This window comes from Flavobacterium sp. RSB2_4_14 (assembly GCF_051547085.1).
GTDB lineage: Bacteria > Bacteroidota > Bacteroidia > Flavobacteriales > Flavobacteriaceae > Flavobacterium.
This window is the reverse complement of the sequence record NZ_JBPTTL010000001.1, coordinates 1,051,319-1,071,305: the sequence shown is the minus strand read 5'-3', so window position 1 is coordinate 1,071,305 and position 19,987 is coordinate 1,051,319. Positions and strand designations below refer to the sequence as shown.

16 protein-coding genes are annotated in these 19,987 nt (G+C 33.0%); 9 read left to right on the top strand and 7 right to left on the bottom strand.

From position 1 onward, the window contains the following. Nucleotides 1-42 precede the first annotated feature (42 nt). Both ACSVH2_RS04870 and ACSVH2_RS04865 read right to left on the bottom strand, forming a co-directional pair. Entirely contained in the window at nucleotides 43-1,128 is a 1,086-nt protein-coding gene (locus ACSVH2_RS04870; RefSeq protein WP_438092029.1) for an efflux RND transporter periplasmic adaptor subunit, read from the bottom strand. A gap of 120 nt (nucleotides 1,129-1,248) precedes the next feature. After that, nucleotides 1,249-2,562, bottom strand: a complete 1,314-nt coding sequence (locus ACSVH2_RS04865) for a TolC family protein (RefSeq protein ID WP_438092028.1) — start codon at nucleotides 2,560-2,562, stop codon at nucleotides 1,249-1,251. Nucleotides 2,563-2,824: 262 nt separating this feature from the next. Between ACSVH2_RS04865 and ACSVH2_RS04860 the strand changes: the two genes are divergently transcribed. The 3 genes from ACSVH2_RS04860 to ACSVH2_RS04850 all read left to right on the top strand — a co-directional run bounded on the left by ACSVH2_RS04860 (nucleotide 2,825) and on the right by ACSVH2_RS04850 (nucleotide 5,121). Next, on the top strand, nucleotides 2,825-3,277 hold the full coding sequence (locus ACSVH2_RS04860) for a KTSC domain-containing protein (protein WP_438092027.1): 453 nt from the start codon (nucleotides 2,825-2,827) through the stop codon (nucleotides 3,275-3,277). 125 nt (nucleotides 3,278-3,402) lie between these two features. Continuing rightward, complete coding sequence (locus ACSVH2_RS04855) at nucleotides 3,403-4,515, top strand: formylglycine-generating enzyme family protein (RefSeq protein ID WP_438092026.1); 1,113 nt, start codon at nucleotides 3,403-3,405, stop codon at nucleotides 4,513-4,515. Between the two features lie 114 nt (nucleotides 4,516-4,629). Next, nucleotides 4,630-5,121, top strand: coding sequence for a hypothetical protein (locus tag ACSVH2_RS04850; RefSeq protein ID WP_438092025.1), 492 nt, complete (start codon nucleotides 4,630-4,632; stop codon nucleotides 5,119-5,121). Between the two features lie 157 nt (nucleotides 5,122-5,278). Here the strand turns inward: ACSVH2_RS04850 and ACSVH2_RS04845 are convergent, their stop codons facing one another. After that, entirely contained in the window at nucleotides 5,279-6,133 is an 855-nt protein-coding gene (locus tag ACSVH2_RS04845) for a leucine-rich repeat domain-containing protein (RefSeq protein WP_438092024.1), read from the bottom strand. Nucleotides 6,134-6,335: 202 nt separating this feature from the next. Here ACSVH2_RS04845 and ACSVH2_RS04840 point away from each other — a divergent pair, with 202 nt between their 5' ends. The 5 genes from ACSVH2_RS04840 to ACSVH2_RS04820 all read left to right on the top strand — a co-directional run bounded on the left by ACSVH2_RS04840 (nucleotide 6,336) and on the right by ACSVH2_RS04820 (nucleotide 10,291). Continuing rightward, complete coding sequence (locus ACSVH2_RS04840) at nucleotides 6,336-6,818, top strand: DUF1761 domain-containing protein (RefSeq protein WP_438092023.1); 483 nt, start codon at nucleotides 6,336-6,338, stop codon at nucleotides 6,816-6,818. 35 nt (nucleotides 6,819-6,853) lie between these two features. Beyond that, nucleotides 6,854-8,026, top strand: coding sequence for an 8-amino-7-oxononanoate synthase (locus ACSVH2_RS04835; protein ID WP_438092022.1), 1,173 nt, complete (start codon nucleotides 6,854-6,856; stop codon nucleotides 8,024-8,026). Nucleotides 8,027-8,054: 28 nt separating this feature from the next. Then, nucleotides 8,055-9,257: a helix-turn-helix domain-containing protein gene (locus tag ACSVH2_RS04830; RefSeq protein ID WP_438092021.1), complete on the top strand. Its 1,203-nt coding sequence runs from the start codon at nucleotides 8,055-8,057 to the stop codon at nucleotides 9,255-9,257. Between the two features lie 170 nt (nucleotides 9,258-9,427). Next, a complete protein-coding gene (locus tag ACSVH2_RS04825; protein ID WP_438092020.1) occupies nucleotides 9,428-9,784 on the top strand; it encodes a hypothetical protein in 357 nt (118 codons plus the stop codon). A gap of 6 nt (nucleotides 9,785-9,790) precedes the next feature. Next, the gene (locus ACSVH2_RS04820) at nucleotides 9,791-10,291 is read left to right on the top strand and encodes a DoxX family protein (RefSeq protein ID WP_438092019.1); all 501 of its coding nucleotides are present in this window, start codon (nucleotides 9,791-9,793) and stop codon (nucleotides 10,289-10,291) included. On the opposite strand, the gene ACSVH2_RS04815 is transcribed toward ACSVH2_RS04820, so the two are convergent. Further along, the gene (locus ACSVH2_RS04815) at nucleotides 10,284-10,649 is read right to left on the bottom strand and encodes a DUF4345 domain-containing protein (RefSeq protein WP_438092018.1); all 366 of its coding nucleotides are present in this window, start codon (nucleotides 10,647-10,649) and stop codon (nucleotides 10,284-10,286) included. The genes ACSVH2_RS04820 and ACSVH2_RS04815 overlap by 8 nt on opposite strands. A gap of 12 nt (nucleotides 10,650-10,661) precedes the next feature. Next, the gene (locus ACSVH2_RS04810; protein WP_438092017.1) at nucleotides 10,662-12,572 is read right to left on the bottom strand and encodes an ABC-F family ATP-binding cassette domain-containing protein; all 1,911 of its coding nucleotides are present in this window, start codon (nucleotides 12,570-12,572) and stop codon (nucleotides 10,662-10,664) included. Between the two features lie 101 nt (nucleotides 12,573-12,673). Between ACSVH2_RS04810 and ACSVH2_RS04805 the strand changes: the two genes are divergently transcribed. Continuing rightward, nucleotides 12,674-13,057 carry a DUF983 domain-containing protein gene (locus ACSVH2_RS04805; protein ID WP_438092016.1) on the top strand — a complete coding sequence of 128 codons (384 nt, stop codon included), beginning with the start codon at nucleotides 12,674-12,676 and terminating at the stop codon, nucleotides 13,055-13,057. A gap of 244 nt (nucleotides 13,058-13,301) precedes the next feature. Here ACSVH2_RS04805 and ACSVH2_RS04800 read toward each other — a convergent pair whose 3' ends face one another. Together ACSVH2_RS04800 and ACSVH2_RS04795 are read right to left on the bottom strand one after the other, a co-directional pair. Beyond that, the gene (locus tag ACSVH2_RS04800; protein ID WP_438092015.1) at nucleotides 13,302-14,801 is read right to left on the bottom strand and encodes a T9SS type A sorting domain-containing protein; all 1,500 of its coding nucleotides are present in this window, start codon (nucleotides 14,799-14,801) and stop codon (nucleotides 13,302-13,304) included. A gap of 66 nt (nucleotides 14,802-14,867) precedes the next feature. Then, nucleotides 14,868-19,928: a T9SS type A sorting domain-containing protein gene (locus ACSVH2_RS04795; RefSeq protein ID WP_438092014.1), complete on the bottom strand. Its 5,061-nt coding sequence runs from the start codon at nucleotides 19,926-19,928 to the stop codon at nucleotides 14,868-14,870. Nucleotides 19,929-19,987: the final 59 nt, after the last annotated feature.

Here is a 19,987-nt window from a genome sequence, read left to right as displayed (position 1 = left end):
GTTTAAAGTTGTTTTCCAACCAAACCTGAAAACTGCTACTGTTTACTGAATACTAACTTTAGCGCCATTATATAATTTGCCTTCTGCCGAAACGATATATTGTTCGTTAGCCGATAATCCCGACAATACTTCCACTTGATTACCATACGATTTTCCAATGCGTAACCATCTTAAAATAGCTGTTTTCTCTGTTCCGATAGTATAAATTCCGGTGAGTTGACCTTGTTTTACCAAGGCACTTTGAGGAACCAAAACTTTATCAGATTGTGTCACTGTAGTTTGAGGCTTGTTGGAAATTGGAAATTGTACATTCACAAACATTCCAGATAAAACCTTACTTCCGGTGTTATTCAAAGCGACTTTTACTAAATATTGTCCACCTGTATTTTTAGCCGAGCCGCTTACTTCAGTTACTTTTCCTGCTATTTCTTGATTGGTAGATTTTACGAGAACTTTTACGTTCATTCCGTTTTTTATAGCAATAATATCACTTTCCGAAACCATAGCGGTAACCTGTAATCTTGATGCGCCTTCTATACTTACTAACGGCATTCCGGGATTTGCCATGTCACCTTCTTTGACAAAAGTATTGGTCACTTCGCCCGAAAATGGTGCGGTAATATTGGTATAAGAAAACTGTGCCATTACTTCGTTTCGCATTTGTTTTGCACCTTCTAAACCTGCTTTTGCCATTTCGTAACGCGAGGTCATATCGTCTAACTCTTTTTGCGAAGCACTTTGCTGATTGAATAACGCTGTAAAACGTTCATAATCTTTTTTTGCATTATTGAAAGCTGCTGATGCTTGTAATATAGAAGCATCAACTTGAGCTTTTTTGGCCTGTAAATCGGTGTTGTTGATACTCACTAAAAGTTGTCCGGCGGTTACTTTTTGTCCTACTTTGACATTTACTTTGGTGACATAACCCATCATTCTTGTGGAAACATTGGCACTATTTTCGGCTTCAATTTTTCCGCTTGCGGTTACAAATTCACCATTAGTATCAGCTGAAATACCACTTACTTTTACTGGAATTGCCGATTCGTTATTAGTTGTTTCTTTCTTTTCTTTTCCACATGATAGGAATATGAATGTTGAAAGGGTTAGAATGGTTATTGTTTTTCTCATGATAATATTTTGTTTTTTTGGAACACAGATTTGAGAAATTATAATAATTTTAAAAATTTCTCTGATTTCTCCAATCTGTGTTTCCTTTTTTAATTTCTTAAAAATGTGTTGGTTAAATTATTATTTTGTTAAAAATTGTAAATAATGCTTAGTGAAATTGTATTCAAAAACCGATTGTGAATACTCTAATTCTTTTTGTATCACTTGGGTTTCAGATAGTAATAAATCGGTTGTCTTTTCTAATCCTTGAGCGAAACGATTTTGACGAATTCTAAAAGCTTCTTGCGATTGTTCAAAAGCCAGTTGTGATAAATTCACTTTGTTCTCGGCATCTTTCAACTGACGATTGGTTTTATTCAATTCCATTTGGCTCTGTTTTATATATTGTTCTGTTTCGACTTCTGCTTTTTGGAAATCGGCTTTGGCTTTGTCATATTTTCCTATGGATTTGTAACCATCAAAAACATTCCATGATAATTGTGCACCTACTAAATATCCTTTGGCTGCTGTTCCTAAAAAAGTAGAGTCATACAATTCATAACTTCCAAAAGCGTTTAATCTTGGTAAGAAATTCATTTTACTCATTTGCATCATTTTTTCATAGGCTTCAGAAGATTTGTTCATCGCTTGAATGTCTTTTCTATTTTCGGATAATTGCGTATTTATGGCTTCAATTTCGATAGCATTTTCCAATTCTTCAGCAGGTTTGTATGTTTTCCCTTTGCTATCTTCATTCAATAGAAAAGCCAAATAATCAGAAGTATTTTGCACATTACTTTTGGCATATTGTAGTTGATTGTTTATTTCACCTACTCTTACTTTCACGTTTAGTACATCTGTTTTTTGCAATAGGCCTTGTTTAAAATAGTTCTCAACCATTTTCAAATTAGCATTAGCAGTAGTTTGTGCTTTTTCCAAAACTTTTACCGCTTTGTAGGTCAATTGGAGTTGCATATACGCCTTGGTAACCTCTAGCACCAGATACTCTTTTGTTCTCTCGGTTTGCAACTGATAAGCTTCCATTTTAGTTTTGGCTGCTTGTCTACCATAAATCCCATCAACATTAATTAAAGGTTGTTGAATTTCAAATTTAGTAGCAAAGTTTTGCGTAACCGCTGGATCATTCAATACTGCTGGATTGAAATCGGCAGGCGTCAAAATTTCCTGATTTAATTTAGAACCAAAAGCCATCAAAGGATTAGTGGTTGAGATTCCAGTATAGGACACATTAATATTGGGCAAAAAGAGTGTGTTGGTTTGATTATAATCCGCCTTTGCAGACTGATAGCTTTTTTCGGCTATTTTAATTTGGAGGTTTTTGTCAGCTACTTTTTGGAACAAATCAGATTTAGAGATTGACAAAGTATCTTGACTGTGTCCTGAAAAGTAGACCAAAAGCACTCCCAATAGAACGATTCCCTTTATTTTCTTCATAATAGATTTTAATTAATTATGGAGCAAAAATATGACGGTGAAAAACGGTTGGCAGTAACATGTGTTACACAGAGACATTTTTTTTAAAAAAAATTACAAATTATAACTTCATGGCTGTAAATATTTCATTTTTAAAGAAATAAAAGCCATTCAAAATAAAAGCCTATATTTGCACCCGAAATAGATTTTTATAAGAAAAAATACTATTTATAATGCTAAAGCAACTCATTAATCACAATTGATGGGTTTTTATTTTGAAACTATGAATACAAAAAAAATTATCGAGTACAGAACGTTACTTGGCGTTACAAAGACAGCTACTTTGAAAGAGCTTAAAACAATTTATAGAAATTGCATGAAGGATATTCATCCAGATACTATTCAGGACGATGCTGAACGTTTAGCAGCAGAAGAGAAAAGTACCGAGATCATTGCTGCATACCATTTTTTGGTTAGCATTGCTCCTGAAACTTTAGAAAAGGACAAAGCAGAATACACAAGAATCACCTCAAGTACTAATATTGCAGATTTTTATTATGAAAAAGGAGTGCTTTATATTACTTTCTTGGATGGAAGTTCCTTTGAATACTTTGGCGTTTTAAGACCTATTTATATTAAAATGGTGAATGCAGAATCGCCAAGTCGTTTTGCAAGAAGACATATTTACAATGACTATATATATCGCAGTGCTTCTAAATTGGTTGTTGCTGAATAATATTAGATTGAACAAAAAAAATCAGAAGAGAGCTAAATTAAGCTCTCTTTTTTATTAAAATAAATCATAACTTTGATGAACTTTTTTTGAATATTTATTTATACCCATACTAAAAATCAACTCTAATGAAATTTACTATTTCGCATTTATACATGGTCTTGTTATCGGCTTTTATATTGTTTTCTTGTAAAAAAAATAACGATAAAACAGATATAAAAGCTGAATTGGCTATCAACAATAGTACAGCTTCGGAAATGCAAACTTTTGAAAATAAAGAACCAACTCTAACTGCTAAAGAAAAAGGAATGGTTTGGATTCCGGGTGGAACTTTTTTTATGGGCACCGATGAAAAATGCGAATCAATGTGCCAAATTGGAGGATTAACTTCAGATTGTAAAGTTCACCAAGTATATGTTGATGGTTTTTGGATGGATGAACATGAAGTAACCAATGCCGAGTTTGAAGCATTTGTAAAAGCAACAGGTTACAAAACTATTGCAGAAATAACACCAACTAGAGAGGAATTCCCTAATGCGTTGCCCGATATGTTAGTGGCAGGTTCAGTAGTTTTTAGTCCACCAAAACAAGTTCAGAGTTTAAATAATTTTTACCAATGGTGGGATTATATAAAAGGTGCCAATTGGCGTCATCCATCTGGACCAGAGAGTAATTTAAAAGGAAAAGAAAACTATCCAGTAATTCATATTGCATGGGATGATGCTGTAGCCTATGCAAAATGGGCAGGAAAACGATTGCCAACAGAAGCGGAATGGGAATTTGCCGCAAGAGGAGGTTTGAGTGCCAAAAAATTTGCTTGGGGTGATGAATTTATTCCCAATGGAAAGTATATGGCCAATACTTTTCAAGGTGTTTTTCCAACTAAGGATAGCGGTTCAGATGGGTTTAAAGGAATTGCTCCTATTAAGCAATATCCAAAAAATGGTTATGGCTTATACGATATGACGGGAAACGTATGGGAATGGTGTTCTGATTGGTACAAAAATGATTATTTCAATACTTTATCTCAAAACGAAATAACTAAAAACCCACAAGGACCAACTGATAGTTATGACCCAACTGAGCCTGGAATTCCAAAAAAAGTTCACAAAGGAGGTTCATTTTTATGTTCTGACCAATATTGCTCACGCTATGTTATGGGAACACGTGGCAAAGGTGACATTCTAACAGGAACTAATCATCTTGGTTTTAGATGTGTAAAAGTAGTCCCAAAGAAATAGTAGAATAGTAGAAAGTTGGCACTTACTTAAAATTATTTAATACACTTTAAAAGAAAATGCTTGTAAATACGGGCTTTTTAAACTATCTTAGCCAAAATCATAAATAATATAAAAATGAAAAAGTTACTTTTATCTGCATTTTTGCTACTAGGTTTAGCATTCAGCACACAAGCTCAAGAATTTTCTAAAAATGCGTTAGGGTTACGTTTAGGTGGAGACAATGGTTTTGGAACAGAGATTTCTTATCAAAGAGGATTGTCTAAAAACAATCGTTTAGAACTTGACTTAGGCTGGAGAAGCGACAATAATGATGTCGATAATTTTAAACTTGTTGGATTGTACCAATGGGTATGGGGAATTGACAAAGGTTTTAACTGGTATGCCGGACTTGGAGCTGGAATTGGTAGCTGGAGCTATGATCAAAATGGTTATGATGACAGCGGAATGATCCTTCTTCTTGCTGGTGATATTGGAATTGAATATAATTTTCCAATTCCTTTACAAATCTCTCTTGATTTCAGACCTCAATACTATTTTGACTCTGAAGATTATAGAGAAGATAATTTTGGCGGAGACCTTGCACTATCACTTCGTTATAGATTTTAGTAGTAAGATTAAAAAATCATTTAAAACCCGTTTTGAAATTCTCAAAACGGTTTTTTTGGTTTTTGGATACGTCATATTATAAAAAAACTGCCTGAAAATTACTTTTCAGACAGTCTCAGATTTCCCATCTAATCAACTAACTTAAATTTAATCTATATTATTCATCTGCAGCATAAGCTGAGTTTTTATCAATACTAACTTTTAAAGTGGTAGCAACACCTTGCTCATTTACCATTGTCATGTTTAACGTATCTAGTTTAGCCAAATTTCTTGAAACCAAACCATTAAACATATTATACGAAATATTCATTTCTTTCAAGTTTCCTAACTTCTCTAAATCAAAAGGTACTTGACCATCCATTCTATTTTCAAATAAACTTAAGGTTTCAAGTGAGGAAAGGTTAGCCACTTCTTTTTCTAATTTTCCTGATAGTTTATTGCTGTTTAATAGCAAAACTTTTAAAGATTTTAATTGATAATAGGATGTTGGAATTTGTCCTTCAATCTCATTGTTAAATAACGAAAGAGTTTCCAAGTTTGACAAACTACCTATACTTACTGGTAAAACACCTGTCAATCGGTTCATGTGCAATTCGATTGATTTCAATTGTGAGGCATTCCCAATAGTTTCAGGTAATTGTCCAGATATTTTGTTAAAAGCAACATTAAGATTTGTTAACTTTTTTAGATTTCCTAAACTTGCAGGCAAAACCCCTGAAATATCATTTCTGAATAAATTTAGAGTTTCTAACGAAGTTAAATCGCCTAATTCATTTGGTAATACACCAACAAGGTTATTGTTCATCAAATTAATGGAAACCACTTTATCATTTTTGATTTCAACTCCATACCATGTAGTAGCTGGAGATTTCAAATCCCATTTATTGGTCCATTGTGAACCTTTGGTTGCTTTATTTAATTTTAATAAAGCATTTTTTTCTGTTGAAGATATATCTGCAAAAACTGATGCAGAAACAAAAAGTAGGGCAACGTAGGTAAAAATAATTTTCATATCATTAAGTTTTAGGGTTTATGACGAAGTAAAACTATAGAGTTAATCGTTTAAAAACAAAAATAATCGATGAAATGCATTTTTATTATATTTTATTTAAATTATATCTTACATTTTTATATTTAATCGTTGTTGAAAGGTAAAAGTTATCATTAAAAAAAAATATTTATATTTGATATACTAACCCATTAAACATACCATTATGAACATCAATTTCTTAGCAATTTTACTTGCGGCGTTATCCACATTAGTAGTTGGCTTTGTTTGGTACAATCCAAAAGTTTTTGGAAACATTTGGATGAAAGAAGCTGGACTGAATGAAGAACAGTTGAAAGATTTTAATATGCTGAAAATGTTTGGCCTTTCCATTGTTTATGCTTTTTTTATTGCTATAATCCTTCAATTCTTAGTTATCCATCAATATGGAGCTTTAGGAATGATTGGTGGTGATATAACTAAAGCTAAACCTTCGTATGATGCTTTTATGGCCGATTATGGAACAGCATTTCGAACTCTCAAACATGGCGCATTGCATGGCTTTATTGCCGGATTATTAATGATTTTACCTGTAATTGGTACCAATGCACTTTATGAAAGAAAAAGTTTTAAATATGTTTTAGTAACTGCTGGCTTTTGGATTGTATGCTTTACCATAATGGGTGGCATAATCTGTATGATGGAATAATTAACATTTTTTTATAAGCCAATCGCTCTACATTTGTGAAGCGATTTTTTTATTTATTGGAAACAACTACTTATCAAATTTATTCTTCTATAGCTGAACTCCCAATTTCATGGGATGAAGTGGCGCATGAAAATGCTTTTTTGCAAACTCCGTATTTGAAAGTTTTAGAAAACGTTGCACCTACCAATATGCAATGCTTTTATATTGGAATTTTTAAAAAATCAGAACTTATTGGAGTGGCATTGGCCCAATATCTTGATTTGAATAAATTAGAATCATTTGGAGAAAGAGATAGATGTATTAAAACCTATGTGAGAAATTTTATTTTTAAAAACTTTGCCTCACATGTTTTATTTCTTGGCAACAACATGATTACTGGACAAAATTGTTATGCGTTTAATGAAACAATTGATTTCGAAACCATAAGTAAATTACTTATTCGATGTGCGAGTGAAATTACAAGTTACTTCAAAAAACAAAATATCACCATCCACATTGTATCGTTTAAAGATTTTTATAAAGAATGTGCAATAGCATTTAACGAGTTTGCCTTTAAATCAATCTACGAATTCAACACACAACCTAATATGGTTTTTGAGTTACCACATCATTGGAAAAATAATGACGATTATGTTGCTACTTTTTCAAAGAAATACCGTGATCAATACAAACGTGCTCATAAAAAATTTGACGGAATTGAAACAAGAGCTTTATCATTAGAAGAAATAATCACTCATGAAGAAAGAATTTATGAATTGTATCATCACGTTGCCAAAAACGCACCTTTCAACACTTTTTTTCTCGACAAACACCACTTTACGACTTTTAAAAAGCAATGTGGCAACCGATTTGTGTTGTGTGGCTATTTCGACAAAGAAAGACTAGTTGGTTTTCACACGTTACTTTTGAACGGTTCAGTATTAGAAACCTATTTCCTTGGATATGATAATCAGGTTCAAAAAGAGAAAATGTTGTATCTCAACATGCTATACAACATGACAAAATTTGGAATTGAAAATCAATTCAAAAAAATAATCTTTGGTAGAACTGCTTTAGAAATCAAAAGTTCCATTGGTGCACAACCGATTATAATGTCTGGATTTATTTACCACACTAATAAATATGTGAATAAAGTAATGGCCAATATATTCCCAAAACTAGAACCAACATTAGTTTGGCAACAACGCCATCCGTTTAAGGATTCATAAAGTTTTATATCTTTATAAAAATTAATCAATGTATTTTTCTTTTGGATTTTATTCTTCACTCCTTTTAATCACTTTTTCTCAGGGGATAATTTACAGTTTTCTTTTATTAAAAAAAGCAATCCAAACAGAGACAAAATCTAACTACTGGTTGAGTTTGTTTGTTTTTTTATGCAGTTTGTTTGTCGCGCCATGGATGCTAGGTTTTGGCGGATGGTATGACAATCAACCTTATCGAGATTTTTTGTTTTATATGCCATTCCAACATTTATTTTTTATTGGTCCAGTCATTTATTTTTATACACAAAGTTTGCTCAATCCTTCTTTTCGTTTAACTAAAAAGAACTTTTTGCATTTGCTTCCAGGTATTTTATACCTGCTTTATTCATTGATCATTTGGATTTATGACAAATTGATTTTAGAAGATTATTATTTTTATAAAGATGGAATGGATAAAGATTTTGATTTTTGGTATCAAAAAACTGGTTTGGTTTCCATGATTATTTACTTTGTAATGTCCATTAGATACTATAATTTGTATCGAAAATTAATGTTTCAAGTAGTAAGCTATGCTGATGGTGTTTTATTCAATTGGATTAAAACCTATTTATACAGTTTTTTAATAATGTTATTACTACCGGTTGTTTTTGACATACTTTCGCTTTTTTATCCTGAACTGAACTCTTACAAAGGTTCGTGGTGGTTTTTTCTATTCTTTTCGATCGTTATGTATTATGTAGCCATAACGGGTTATTCCAACCCAATTATAACCAAAATTCCTTTTGAAATATCTGTTTTTGATAAAAAACCTGCTTTGCTTTTGTCTAATTTTAACACTAACGAAAATGCCATAATCGATATTGAGCACGAAGTTTTTGAAGAAAATCATTCTGCCGAAATTGAACTTTGGAAAACAAAAATAGAAACTGTAATCAATGAAGAAAAACTCTTTCAAAATCCCGAATTAACGTTAACCGATGTTGCCAAAAAACTTCAAACCAACGCAGCAGTTATTTCCAAAGCAATTAATCAAGGGTTTCAAATCAACTTTAACGACTTTATCAATAATTACAGAATCGAAGCGGTAAAACAACGTTTTGAAAAAGGAGAACATAAAAAATCCACTTTACTCGGTATTGCCTTTGATTGCGGCTTTAATTCGAAAGCTACTTTCAATAGAGCTTTCAAAAAAAACACAGGGCTTTCACCAAAAGATTTTCTAAGTCAAACCTAGGTAAGACGTCTCAAATCATAACTTCCTCTTTTCCATCGAGTATCAAATAATTTATTTTACCATAAAAAGGTTTCAAATCATAATTTGAAGCGTTTGGCTTATGCTGTTGTTTCATCTTTGCCTCATCAAATAACCAGAAACCCAACAATCGGTTTCATAAAAAAAATAAAATGAGAACAACGATTACAACACTTTTTCTACTACTAACACTCACATCATGTGGTGTTTTTGGTTCATTAACATCCAACACAATCATTCAACCTAATGATAGTTTTGTGTTGGGAAACAACGAGCATGGAAGTTTCAAAGTAAAACTCAAAAATGTTTGTAACCATGATTTAAAAGTTTTTATGGCACCAATAGATGGCGGAACACATTCACCAGTTATAGTGAAACCTAGAGAAACTGTAACTGTAAAAGCGGAACGCAATACCGCGCTTGTTATTGAAAATAGGTCAGACGAAGAAGCTTCGGTAGATTTATATGTGACTGGCGATACCGGATTATCAATGGGGTATAAAAACTAAATAATTATGAGAAAAATTCATTCTTTCTTAACTGGCACAATAAATTCAAACGAAATTTATATTGAAATTATTTATCTACTTTTCCGAATTCATGTTGGATTTACCATTGCCTTTGGCGCAGGTTTATCAAAAGTGTTTCATAAAATTGATGAAAAAGGAACAGAAGATTGGGCTAATCTTGCTTTTGGAGTTCCAGTATGGTTTGTGAAACAAGTTGGTGAAATTGGTTTTACATTTCCAAATCCAACTTTTTGGGCTTATGCTGCAACCTATGGCGAATTCATTGGTGGTTTGTGTATTATACTTGGATTATTTACAAGATTTAGTGCATTGCAATTAGCCTTTCAATTTTTTGTAATCTCCCATATTTGGTATGACAATCCAGAGTTTATTACTGGGATGTATTTTCAACAACTATACTTCTTTTGCTTTTTATTAATCTTTGGATTTGGTAGCGGAAGGCTAAGCTTGGATTATTATAGTAATAAAAAAAGGAGCTCTAATTAGAGCTCCTTTTTTGTAATTGTATAAATGCATACCAACCCAAAACCAATTCACCAATCGTTCCAAATACAAAAACGAAAGATGGTATTCCGTCAAAACCAATTGAAATAATTCTCCCAAATCCCAATCCCAACATAAAAATCAGATTAGAAACTGTGGCAATTTTCCAAAAACTAGGTTTGAAAATTCCAATAATCCATAAGGTAGCAAAAGCTAAATACAATCCCGTGATAGCTTTGAAAATAGTGGCTTCATCAATTGTATTTAAGCTCACATCAAAAAGTAGATTAGGTTGAAAACCATAAATACATCCTACTGGAATTACAATTAGTATTGAAATAATAAGATGTAAATTTTTCATGTTATTCAAACTCTAAAGTGCGTCTATTTCACCTTGGACTAGTTCCCAATCTTCGAGTAATTTATCCAATTCTTTCTTTTTCTTATTGTATGCCATGAAGAAATTAGCATCTTCGATATGCTTGTCATAATTAGAAGCCAAAGCCTTGTCATCGTTTTGAATATCAATTTCCAATTGTTTGATTTGACTTTCTATTTTGCTCAAACGGTTTTGTAAAGATTTGCTTTTCTTTTGATCTTCATAGGAAATATTTTTGTTGACCGCATTAGAATTTGTATTCACTACCACATCTTTCTTCTCAATTTCACGCATATTCATCGCGTTTCGTTGTTCTAAGAAAAAATTGATGTCGCCCAAATATTCTTTAATCTTTTGGTCTTTAAACTCATAAACAATGTTGGACATGCCTTGAAGAAAATCCCTATCGTGAGAAACTAAAAGCAATGTGCCTTCGTATTTTTGTAATGCTGCTTTTAATACATTTTTTGATTTAATATCCAAGTGATTCGTTGGCTCATCCATCACTAAAACGTTGATGGGTTGTAACAACAATTTGCATAACGCTAATCGGTTTCTTTCACCTCCAGAAAGCACTTTTACCTTTTTCTCTACATCATCGCCACGAAAAAGAAATGAACCCAACATATCTCGAACTCTAGAACGATTGCCATCCGTTGCGGCATTTGTCATGGTTTCTAATAAGGTAATTTCACCATCCAAATATTCCGCTTGGTTTTGCGCAAAATAACCCAACTGCACATTATGTCCTAGTTTGATTGTTCCGTCGTACTTAAACTCATTGACTATAGCTTTGATAAAAGTTGATTTTCCTTGACCGTTTTGACCAACGAATGCAATCTTGCTTCCGCGTTCTACCAAAAGTGAAATATCCTTTAAAATCACTTTATCACCATAGGCTTTTGTCACATGATCGGCTTCTATAACTACACGTCCCGGAGTTTGAGACAAGGGAAACGAAATATTCATCACCGAATTATCATCTTCATCCACTTCAATGCGCTCTACTTTATCCAGTTTTTTGATAAGCGATTGTGCCATCGAAGCTTTGGAAGCTTTTGCTCTAAATTTTTCGATTAACTTCTCGGTTTCTTCAATTTTCTTCGCTTGATTTTTTTGCGTAGCCAATTGCTTTTCGCGAATTTCTTCTCTTAAAACCAAATATTGCGAATACGGTTTATTAAAATCATACGCTTTCCCCAAAGAGATTTCTATCGTTCTATTGGTCACATTATCCAAAAACATTTTATCGTGCGATACAATCACCACAACACCTGGAAAATTTCTCAAGAAACCTTCCAGCCAAATAATACTTTCAATATCCAAGTGATTCGTTGGCTCATCCAGCAAAAGAATATCATTGGATTGCAATAACAATTTAGCCAACTCAATACGCATTCTCCATCCACCAGAAAAAGTGTCGGTTTGGTTTTCAAAATCTTCTCTTTTAAAACCCAATCCCAAAAGAATTTTCTCCGTATCTCCTACATAATTATAACCGCCAAGCAATTCAAAACGATGCGTGTAGTCTGATAAATCCTCAATAATTTGGGCATATTCATCACTTTCATAATCCGTTCTAGTGACTAAAAGATGGTTAATCTTTTCAAGCTTTTTTTCGACTACTTTTATATCGGTAAAAGCTTCATAAGCTTCTTCAAGCACCGTTCGTCCTTGTTCAAAATCAATATCCTGACGAAGAAATCCCATTTTTACTTCTTTCTCCGTGGCAATTTGTCCACTATCAGGTTTAAAATCACCAGCCAAAATCTTGAGCATGGTCGATTTTCCAGCACCGTTTTTCCCTACTAATCCTACTCTATCACCCGAACCCAATCGAAAAGTTACCTCTTCAAAAAGATACGTACCACCAAACGAAACCGATAAGTTGTGTATATTTAACATATTAATTTGTTACAATTGTTACATTCAAAAACTTTCAATAAAGTACCTTTGCGAACTCAAGGTCATTTGACCAATCGATACAAAATTTAAAATTTTTGCAAATGTTAAAAAAAGGAACCACATTATATAGCATTTTAACAGGAAGTTGTCCAAAATGCCATCAAGAAAGTATGTACGTGGACCAAAATCCATATCATATTACCAATGTTTACAAAATGCACGAAAATTGTAGCCATTGTGGACTGCATTATCAAATAGAACCTTCCTTTTTTTATGGCGCTATGTATGTCAGTTATGGTTTAACAGTAGCCATAGGTATAGCCGCTTTTATCATTTCAAAAGTATTCATCGGATTGAGTTTAGTACACTCTTTTATCGCCATTATTGCAGCATTAATTGTCTTAATGCCTGTTACCGCTAGATTAGCACGTAACATTTACATCAATATTTTTGTGCATTTTGATAAAGAAGCAGTTAAGAAGTAGGAGCGAATCGTTTGCGCATTCTTGCTTTCCATTTTCCCGCTTTCCGTTACAATCTGTCATTGCGAGGAACCAAGCAATCTCATCATTAAATTATCACTGTCGCAATGCCAGGATTTTCACTACAATCGGGGCTAAATAATATCCCATTTTCACCCTTATTTTCTAAAATCTCATTCACGATTTTACCAAGCATAAAAAAGGCAAACCGTCTAGTTTGCCTTTTTATTTCCTTTATTCCAAATACCTACTCTTTCACAACCTTTGCCACACCATTCCTGCCATTACCTTCAAACTTCAAAAGATAAACTCCATTAGAAAGATTACTTAAGTCAAAAGATACATTGTCTCTATGAGCGCAGTCGAAGGATTTCACAACCTCTTGTCCTAAGTAATTATAAACACTCACTTTTTCAAACATCCTTTCACTGTTATCAAAAAACACCACGCCACTCGTTGGATTAGGGTATAATTTCACCTCAGAATTGGTAAACTCTTCAGTTGACAAAGTGCCAGGGTTTAACCTAATGATTGCGGAACATGCTAATGTAAATTCAGGATTTGGAGTATTTCCTGTAACTACTATTTTATTATCAGATTGTATTAAAACTGATGAAGCAAAACCCCCAAATTCAAAACCTCCTGTTACGAGTCCATTTGCGCCAAAGCCATTATCTAAAGCACCATTATCTAGGTATCTTAATACTGCAAAAATATCTCCATAATAGCCCCCAACCAAAACTATTTTACCATCAACTTGCCTTGCAACATCCGAGTACCAACTACCAATATTTGATATAACCTTTCCATTAGTACCAAAACTCGTATCTAAAGTCCCGTTACTTGTGTAGCGAACCATAGCTAATTTATAATTAACCTCAAACGAAGAGCATCCACTAGCAATAATTCTACCTTGTGGGTCAATGATAATTTTATCTATATAATCAGAGTAAGTGGTGTTTAAAGTGGTGATAACTTTTCCGTTAATTCCAAAACCAGTATCAATAGTACCGTTACCATCATAGCGTATCATGGCAAAATCCTTAGCGAAAGGAGCGTTTACAGTATATCCTCCCAAAATAATCTTTCCATCTTGCTGCACAGCAATACAATTAGCAAAACTTTCAGAACCCGAAAAAGGAGTTTGCACCACCCCGTTGATCCCAAAAGTAGTGTCTAAATTACCATTACTTAGCAATCGAGCAACGGTGAAATATTGTGCAGTACTGCCCGACGTACCACCTACTAAAATTTTACCATCAGTTTGAAGAGCCACACAAGTACCCCTATCTTGTTCCGTCCCAAAACTCAAATCCAAATAACCATCTCCGCTAAAGCTAGGGTCTAATGCGCCATCGGGCAACAATCGAGCTACCCAATAAGCATTTGGATAAATATTATTTTGTATTATACCCATAATAATAATTCTATTGTCGGATTGTATAACCATGTCTTGTGGATAATAACCAGAAGTAGGTAAAATATTTATAATGACACCACTATTTCCAAACGTTTCATCAACAGAACCATCAATATTAAATCTGTTTAAACATCCACTGCCTTGATAATCGTTACCATAACATACTATTTTACCAGTAGACTGAAAAGCAGATGTAAATGATGCTGTGGAAAGTGGAAAGCATTTTCTATTTCTACCATCTTCACTAAAACTAGTATCAAAAGAACCTGCTTGAGAGAAACAAGTTGTTGAGAACAAAACAAACGACAATAAGAATAATTTTCTCATGGTTAATTATATAAAAATAATGACATTAAAAATTTGGTAAAATACTTAAAAATTTGAAATTAAATTTTATTCAATAATTATAGTTTTGGTTATAGTTTCAATTTCATTAACAAATGTAACAAAATAAGTTCCCTGTCTAAAATCATTTAAATTTAAAGTATCATCAATTTCGGTCAAACCAATTCTTTCAAAAACTTTTTGCCCCATAACATTATAAATTTTAATAGAAAATAATTTATTCTTGAAATTACCCGTAGCAAATTTAATCTCTCCATTACTCGGATTAGGGTAAATAAATATTTTACCGTCTAAAGTAGCTAAATCAATTGCATCTGGCTCACTGTCATAGTAATCTGTTCCGTTTTTAGCTTCTAAACTATTTGGAGACGGAAATATTCGAGTAACATTAAGAGCAGGTATTATAGCATAAGTTGTAAACATTCCTCCTATAATCATTTTACCGTCATTTTGCCTTTTCATGCACCACACTGGACCATTACTACTTCCGTTTGGCCCACCTCCTGATAGATTAAAAGATGGAGAAACATCTAAAAACCCACTATTATTTAACTTAATTATTTCATGACAAGCAACTCCTTGATAACTTGTAAAATCACCACTAACATATACTTTTGTAGTAACACCTGTGCCTTCTAAATCCAAATCTCGTACCATTCCATAGGTATCAGTAATTGGATTTAATGTAGTATTAAAACCTGTATTAACAGCAAAAAAAGTATCTAGAGCTCCTGTAGGCGTTAATCGTGCAATACCATTTCTAATAACGTTATTATATTTTTCAAATTGACCGCCTATAATAATAGAACCATTGTCTTGCAAAACAATATCTTCAATATGTACTCCATAATTCGCAGGTCTTGGAGGTGTCTTTGTAATACCTCTTGAGGAAGATATATTTCCATTATTAAAAGTACTATCAATAGTTCCATCATCATTTAATCTAGCGATCCCATTTACTAATACACCATTAAAACGTTGAAAATAACCCCCAACAATTATTTTTTGATCCACTGGTTGTACAACTATTTTCATCACAGCACTATTAAAACCTGGTCCGAAATATAATTCATCATCATTAAAAATATTGGGGTTAAAAGTATAATCAAGTGACCCATCTACATTTAATCTAGCAATTTTATATCTTGGTTCTCCATTATAAGCATTAAACATTCCTCCAATTAATATTTTACCTGTGTTGTCTCCGCTACCATCAGGATAAACATAACAACAATAAATTTGCGAGTTACTACCAGAAACCCCTTTATCCGAACCAAAATAATTAGCATTAAAACTAGTATCAAGTGTCCCATCTGGCATCAGTCGAACAATACTCTTTCCATTAGAACCACCGCTAAATCCATCAAACAAACCAACCAAAAGGATTTTATTATAATTATCTCCCATGTTTTTAATTACCTTCATGTCATTAGCGTTATAGAGTGCAGGTATTGGACCACTGACCTGAAAATTAGTAGTTGTGTCTAAAGTCAAATTAGAATTTAATCGAGCAATCTTATTACAAGGAACATTATTGTATGTAGTAAATTGTCCTGAAATAATGATTTTCCCATTTCCTTGACTATCAACTTGAATGTCGACATCTTCTACAATACTATTAGCCCTAGTTCCAGAAACTATTTGAGGAGTTACAATAACTTGTTCGTTTACAATTATTTTAACACTAGCTGATGACATATTCTCAGGACACCCATTTTCAGAAATGGTATAATATATAGTATAATCATCTATCGTTAAACCTTGGGGTAACTCAATAGTACCATCTACATTTATTGTTGGTGGAGGCAGTATTTCAGGGTCTGACACATCATATAAAATGGTAACATTACTACTAGTAGCCGCAACATTATTTAAAGTATCATTACTCAAAATACTTGGAGTTGTTCCACCTGTCAAAGTGTTTATTGGATTTGTTACACTAAAATCATCATCAATAGCAATAATTGGATCATAACCCACAACTACTATTGCTATAGCTTGGGAACAATTTGTCATATACCCTGTTGCTGTTTGACAAATCCTATACGGTATTTGATAAGAGTTTGGAGAAGTTCCAGCAGGAACGGATATTGTCCCATTAGCATTAATAATAGCTCCTGGTAAAACATTAGTATTCAAAAGAGTTATAGTTACGTTAGCAGGGCTTACCAATGAACCACTTACCATATCATTACTTAAAACAGATGAAGTTGTCCCTCCCATGCAACTGTTTATTGAAAAGGTATCAGGTGCAGCATAAATTACTTTCGGTGACACTGAACTAGAATTATTTTTTGGGAAAGGGTCAGTTTGATTACCCGTTATGGTAGCTCTGTTAGTAAAACTACCACTACTATTAACAGTTGCCATTATTGTCATGGTAACTGTTGCGCCATTAGCTAAATTTCCAATAGTCCAATTCGGAGCACTCCAACTACCAACACTTGTTGTCGCACTTTGGATAGTATAACCACTAGGTATAACATCGGTAACCACAACACCAGTCGCATTACTTGGCCCATTATTAGTTGCCGTCAAAGTGAATGTAACATTACTTCCAACGGCTGGCATTAAGCTATTAATACTTTTTACAATTTGTAAATCTGAGAGACAAGAACTAACTTCAATGGTTTTTGAAATTGTAATAGAACAATTCGAAGAATTAAGATATGTATAATTTATTATATGTAATCCAACTTGAGCAGTAGTAGAATTAAAAGAGTAAATTCCAGCATTCAACGTAACACCTTGTCCAGTAAAAACCCCAGTAGTGGGAACAGATGATAAATATGTAGTTAGATTTGATAAATTATTACCAATACAAACTATTGAGGGCAAATTAAAAGTAGCTCCATTTAGAGGAACTAATTTAACATTATCCAAATAATAATAAGCAGACCTATTTTGTGCATTGCTAGGAGAATTATTATCAAAATAACCGCAACTTGGGTCAACTAGAGCAGCTGTAGAATCATGAATTTCAACATTATTCAATCCTCCTAAATAAATATATTGTTCCCCACCAGTTGTTGTCATAAAATTAAAGGTTATCGTTTCCCATCCATTAAAATTAGTAGAAAATGTTGGGTTTGTAAATAACATAGTTGGATTAGCTATGGGAATATCACCAGAACCAAAGACAGCTACTGGGTTAACAGATAAATAAGCTTGTAGTTTATTTACAAAAGAACTACTTCCTTCTGCTAAGGAAACATCAAAACTCAATTGGTAATTGGTATTGGCTGATAAAGGAGTTGAAAGTTTAGAATAAATACTTTCATTAAATTTAAAACCATTTGTTTGAGTACGATTGGACATACCAACATATGCTAATCCTTGCCCATTATTACTGGCTTGAATGCCAAAAAATGTACAAGGTGGAGATAAATTTTGGGTTACCGAATTTAAATGATAATAATCAGGTGAAGCTGAATTTGTTTCATTCCATCCACAAGCTTTATTTATATCTCCAAAACTAGTAGGCAGTGACGTGGACTGTTCAAAATCCCCATTTACAACTAGATTACATGGATTTACTTGGCATGTGGAAGTCGCTGGAAAAACAAATACATAAACATAAGTTATATTACCTCTTACACCACCAACACCAACAGGTACATAACGCAATAAATGCACTCCAAGAGTGTTGCTATTAAATTGTAGTGTGCCAGTATTTCCTGAAATCGGATTAGTACTCCCATTGATGGTTCCAGTTCCATAAAAATCCACAAGACCTTCAAAACTAATAGCGTTTCTATCATTGCCCAATAATACAGTGCTACTTATCGGAATATTACTGCCAGCTACACCCGCAAATGTAAAGGTGTTGTTTGACGCAATTCCATCGTTAACTCCTGCTACATTAATTCCTGCGCAGGAACTTCCAGTTCCATAATCATAAAATCCATTTGCAGTATCATTAGTGCCAAACGTACTATTTACTTGATATCCAATATCACACAAAGCTATTCTCTCTTGTGGTTTTAAATATCTCTTACTTACACCTATTCCGTTAGCATTACTCATTACAAAATATTGGTTATTTGCAAATGGGGCGATACAGCTATCTTCAAAATGACTAAAACTACTCCCGTTTTCAAAGCAAGTAGGTGTATAAATAGGTACTGTTATAGCACTTCTATATTGCAAAGCGTCATTACATAGGGTGGCATCAATTGATTCATTCAAATTATGATTATCTGGCAAAATACAATTCGGCCTAAGTACACTCAGATTTAAAGTAGTATTAAATCCATTGTTATACATTGGAAAGGTGACATTTGGTGCCGTTATCAGGGGTGTTATGGTATTGTTTGTTCGTAAAAATTGATCATATCTGGAATAATATCTCCAAAGAGAATTACCTAAGACTGATTGACCATCTTTATTAATTAAACTAGTAAATCCTAAAGCATGAGTCATTTCATGTAGCAAAACCGTATATAAATCATATTGATTTGATGAAGCAGGTAAACTTAAACTAGTATTCCAATTTGTATTATTAAATCTAAAAGCTATCATACCATGGTAGAAATATGGGGTAGCATCTGGATTAGTTGCTTGAATGGGATAGGCAACATTAGCATAAGAATCAATACCAGTATGAATAGTTTTCCAGATTTCATTATCTACGATACCGCCAATACCTCCAGAAACAGGCAAATTATAAAAAGGGCTTGCTAAACCCAAAACAGTATTTGGCACACCAACATTAGTAATATTTCTTACCCATATCTTTACTTTATTTCCCGAAACAACTATGGGTGAAGTAGGGGTTGTAATAAAGCTTGATAAATCCTGAAAGAATTTACAAACAACTGCTCTTCTTTCAATATGCTGTGAATCTGTCATAAGTTCCATACCACAACCATCTTCTAAATAAAGTTCAAATATAGAATTGGGACAACTAAATAGTACTCCTCGTTGACTTGATGATCCACCATTAATATTGTTGTCTATTAATATATCTGAAAGCTTATAAACATTTCCATAATTATCTAATACATTTTCTAGAACTCCATCTGGTGAGTAAATAACAGGGTTGATTTGTTCTTGAGAGAATAGTGAAAGACAATTAAACAAAACAAATAACAAAATAATTTTTTTCATAGTAAAGTTGTTTAAGTAATTAAAGTTTTTTTAAATCTCCAACAAAACTTCATTTAACA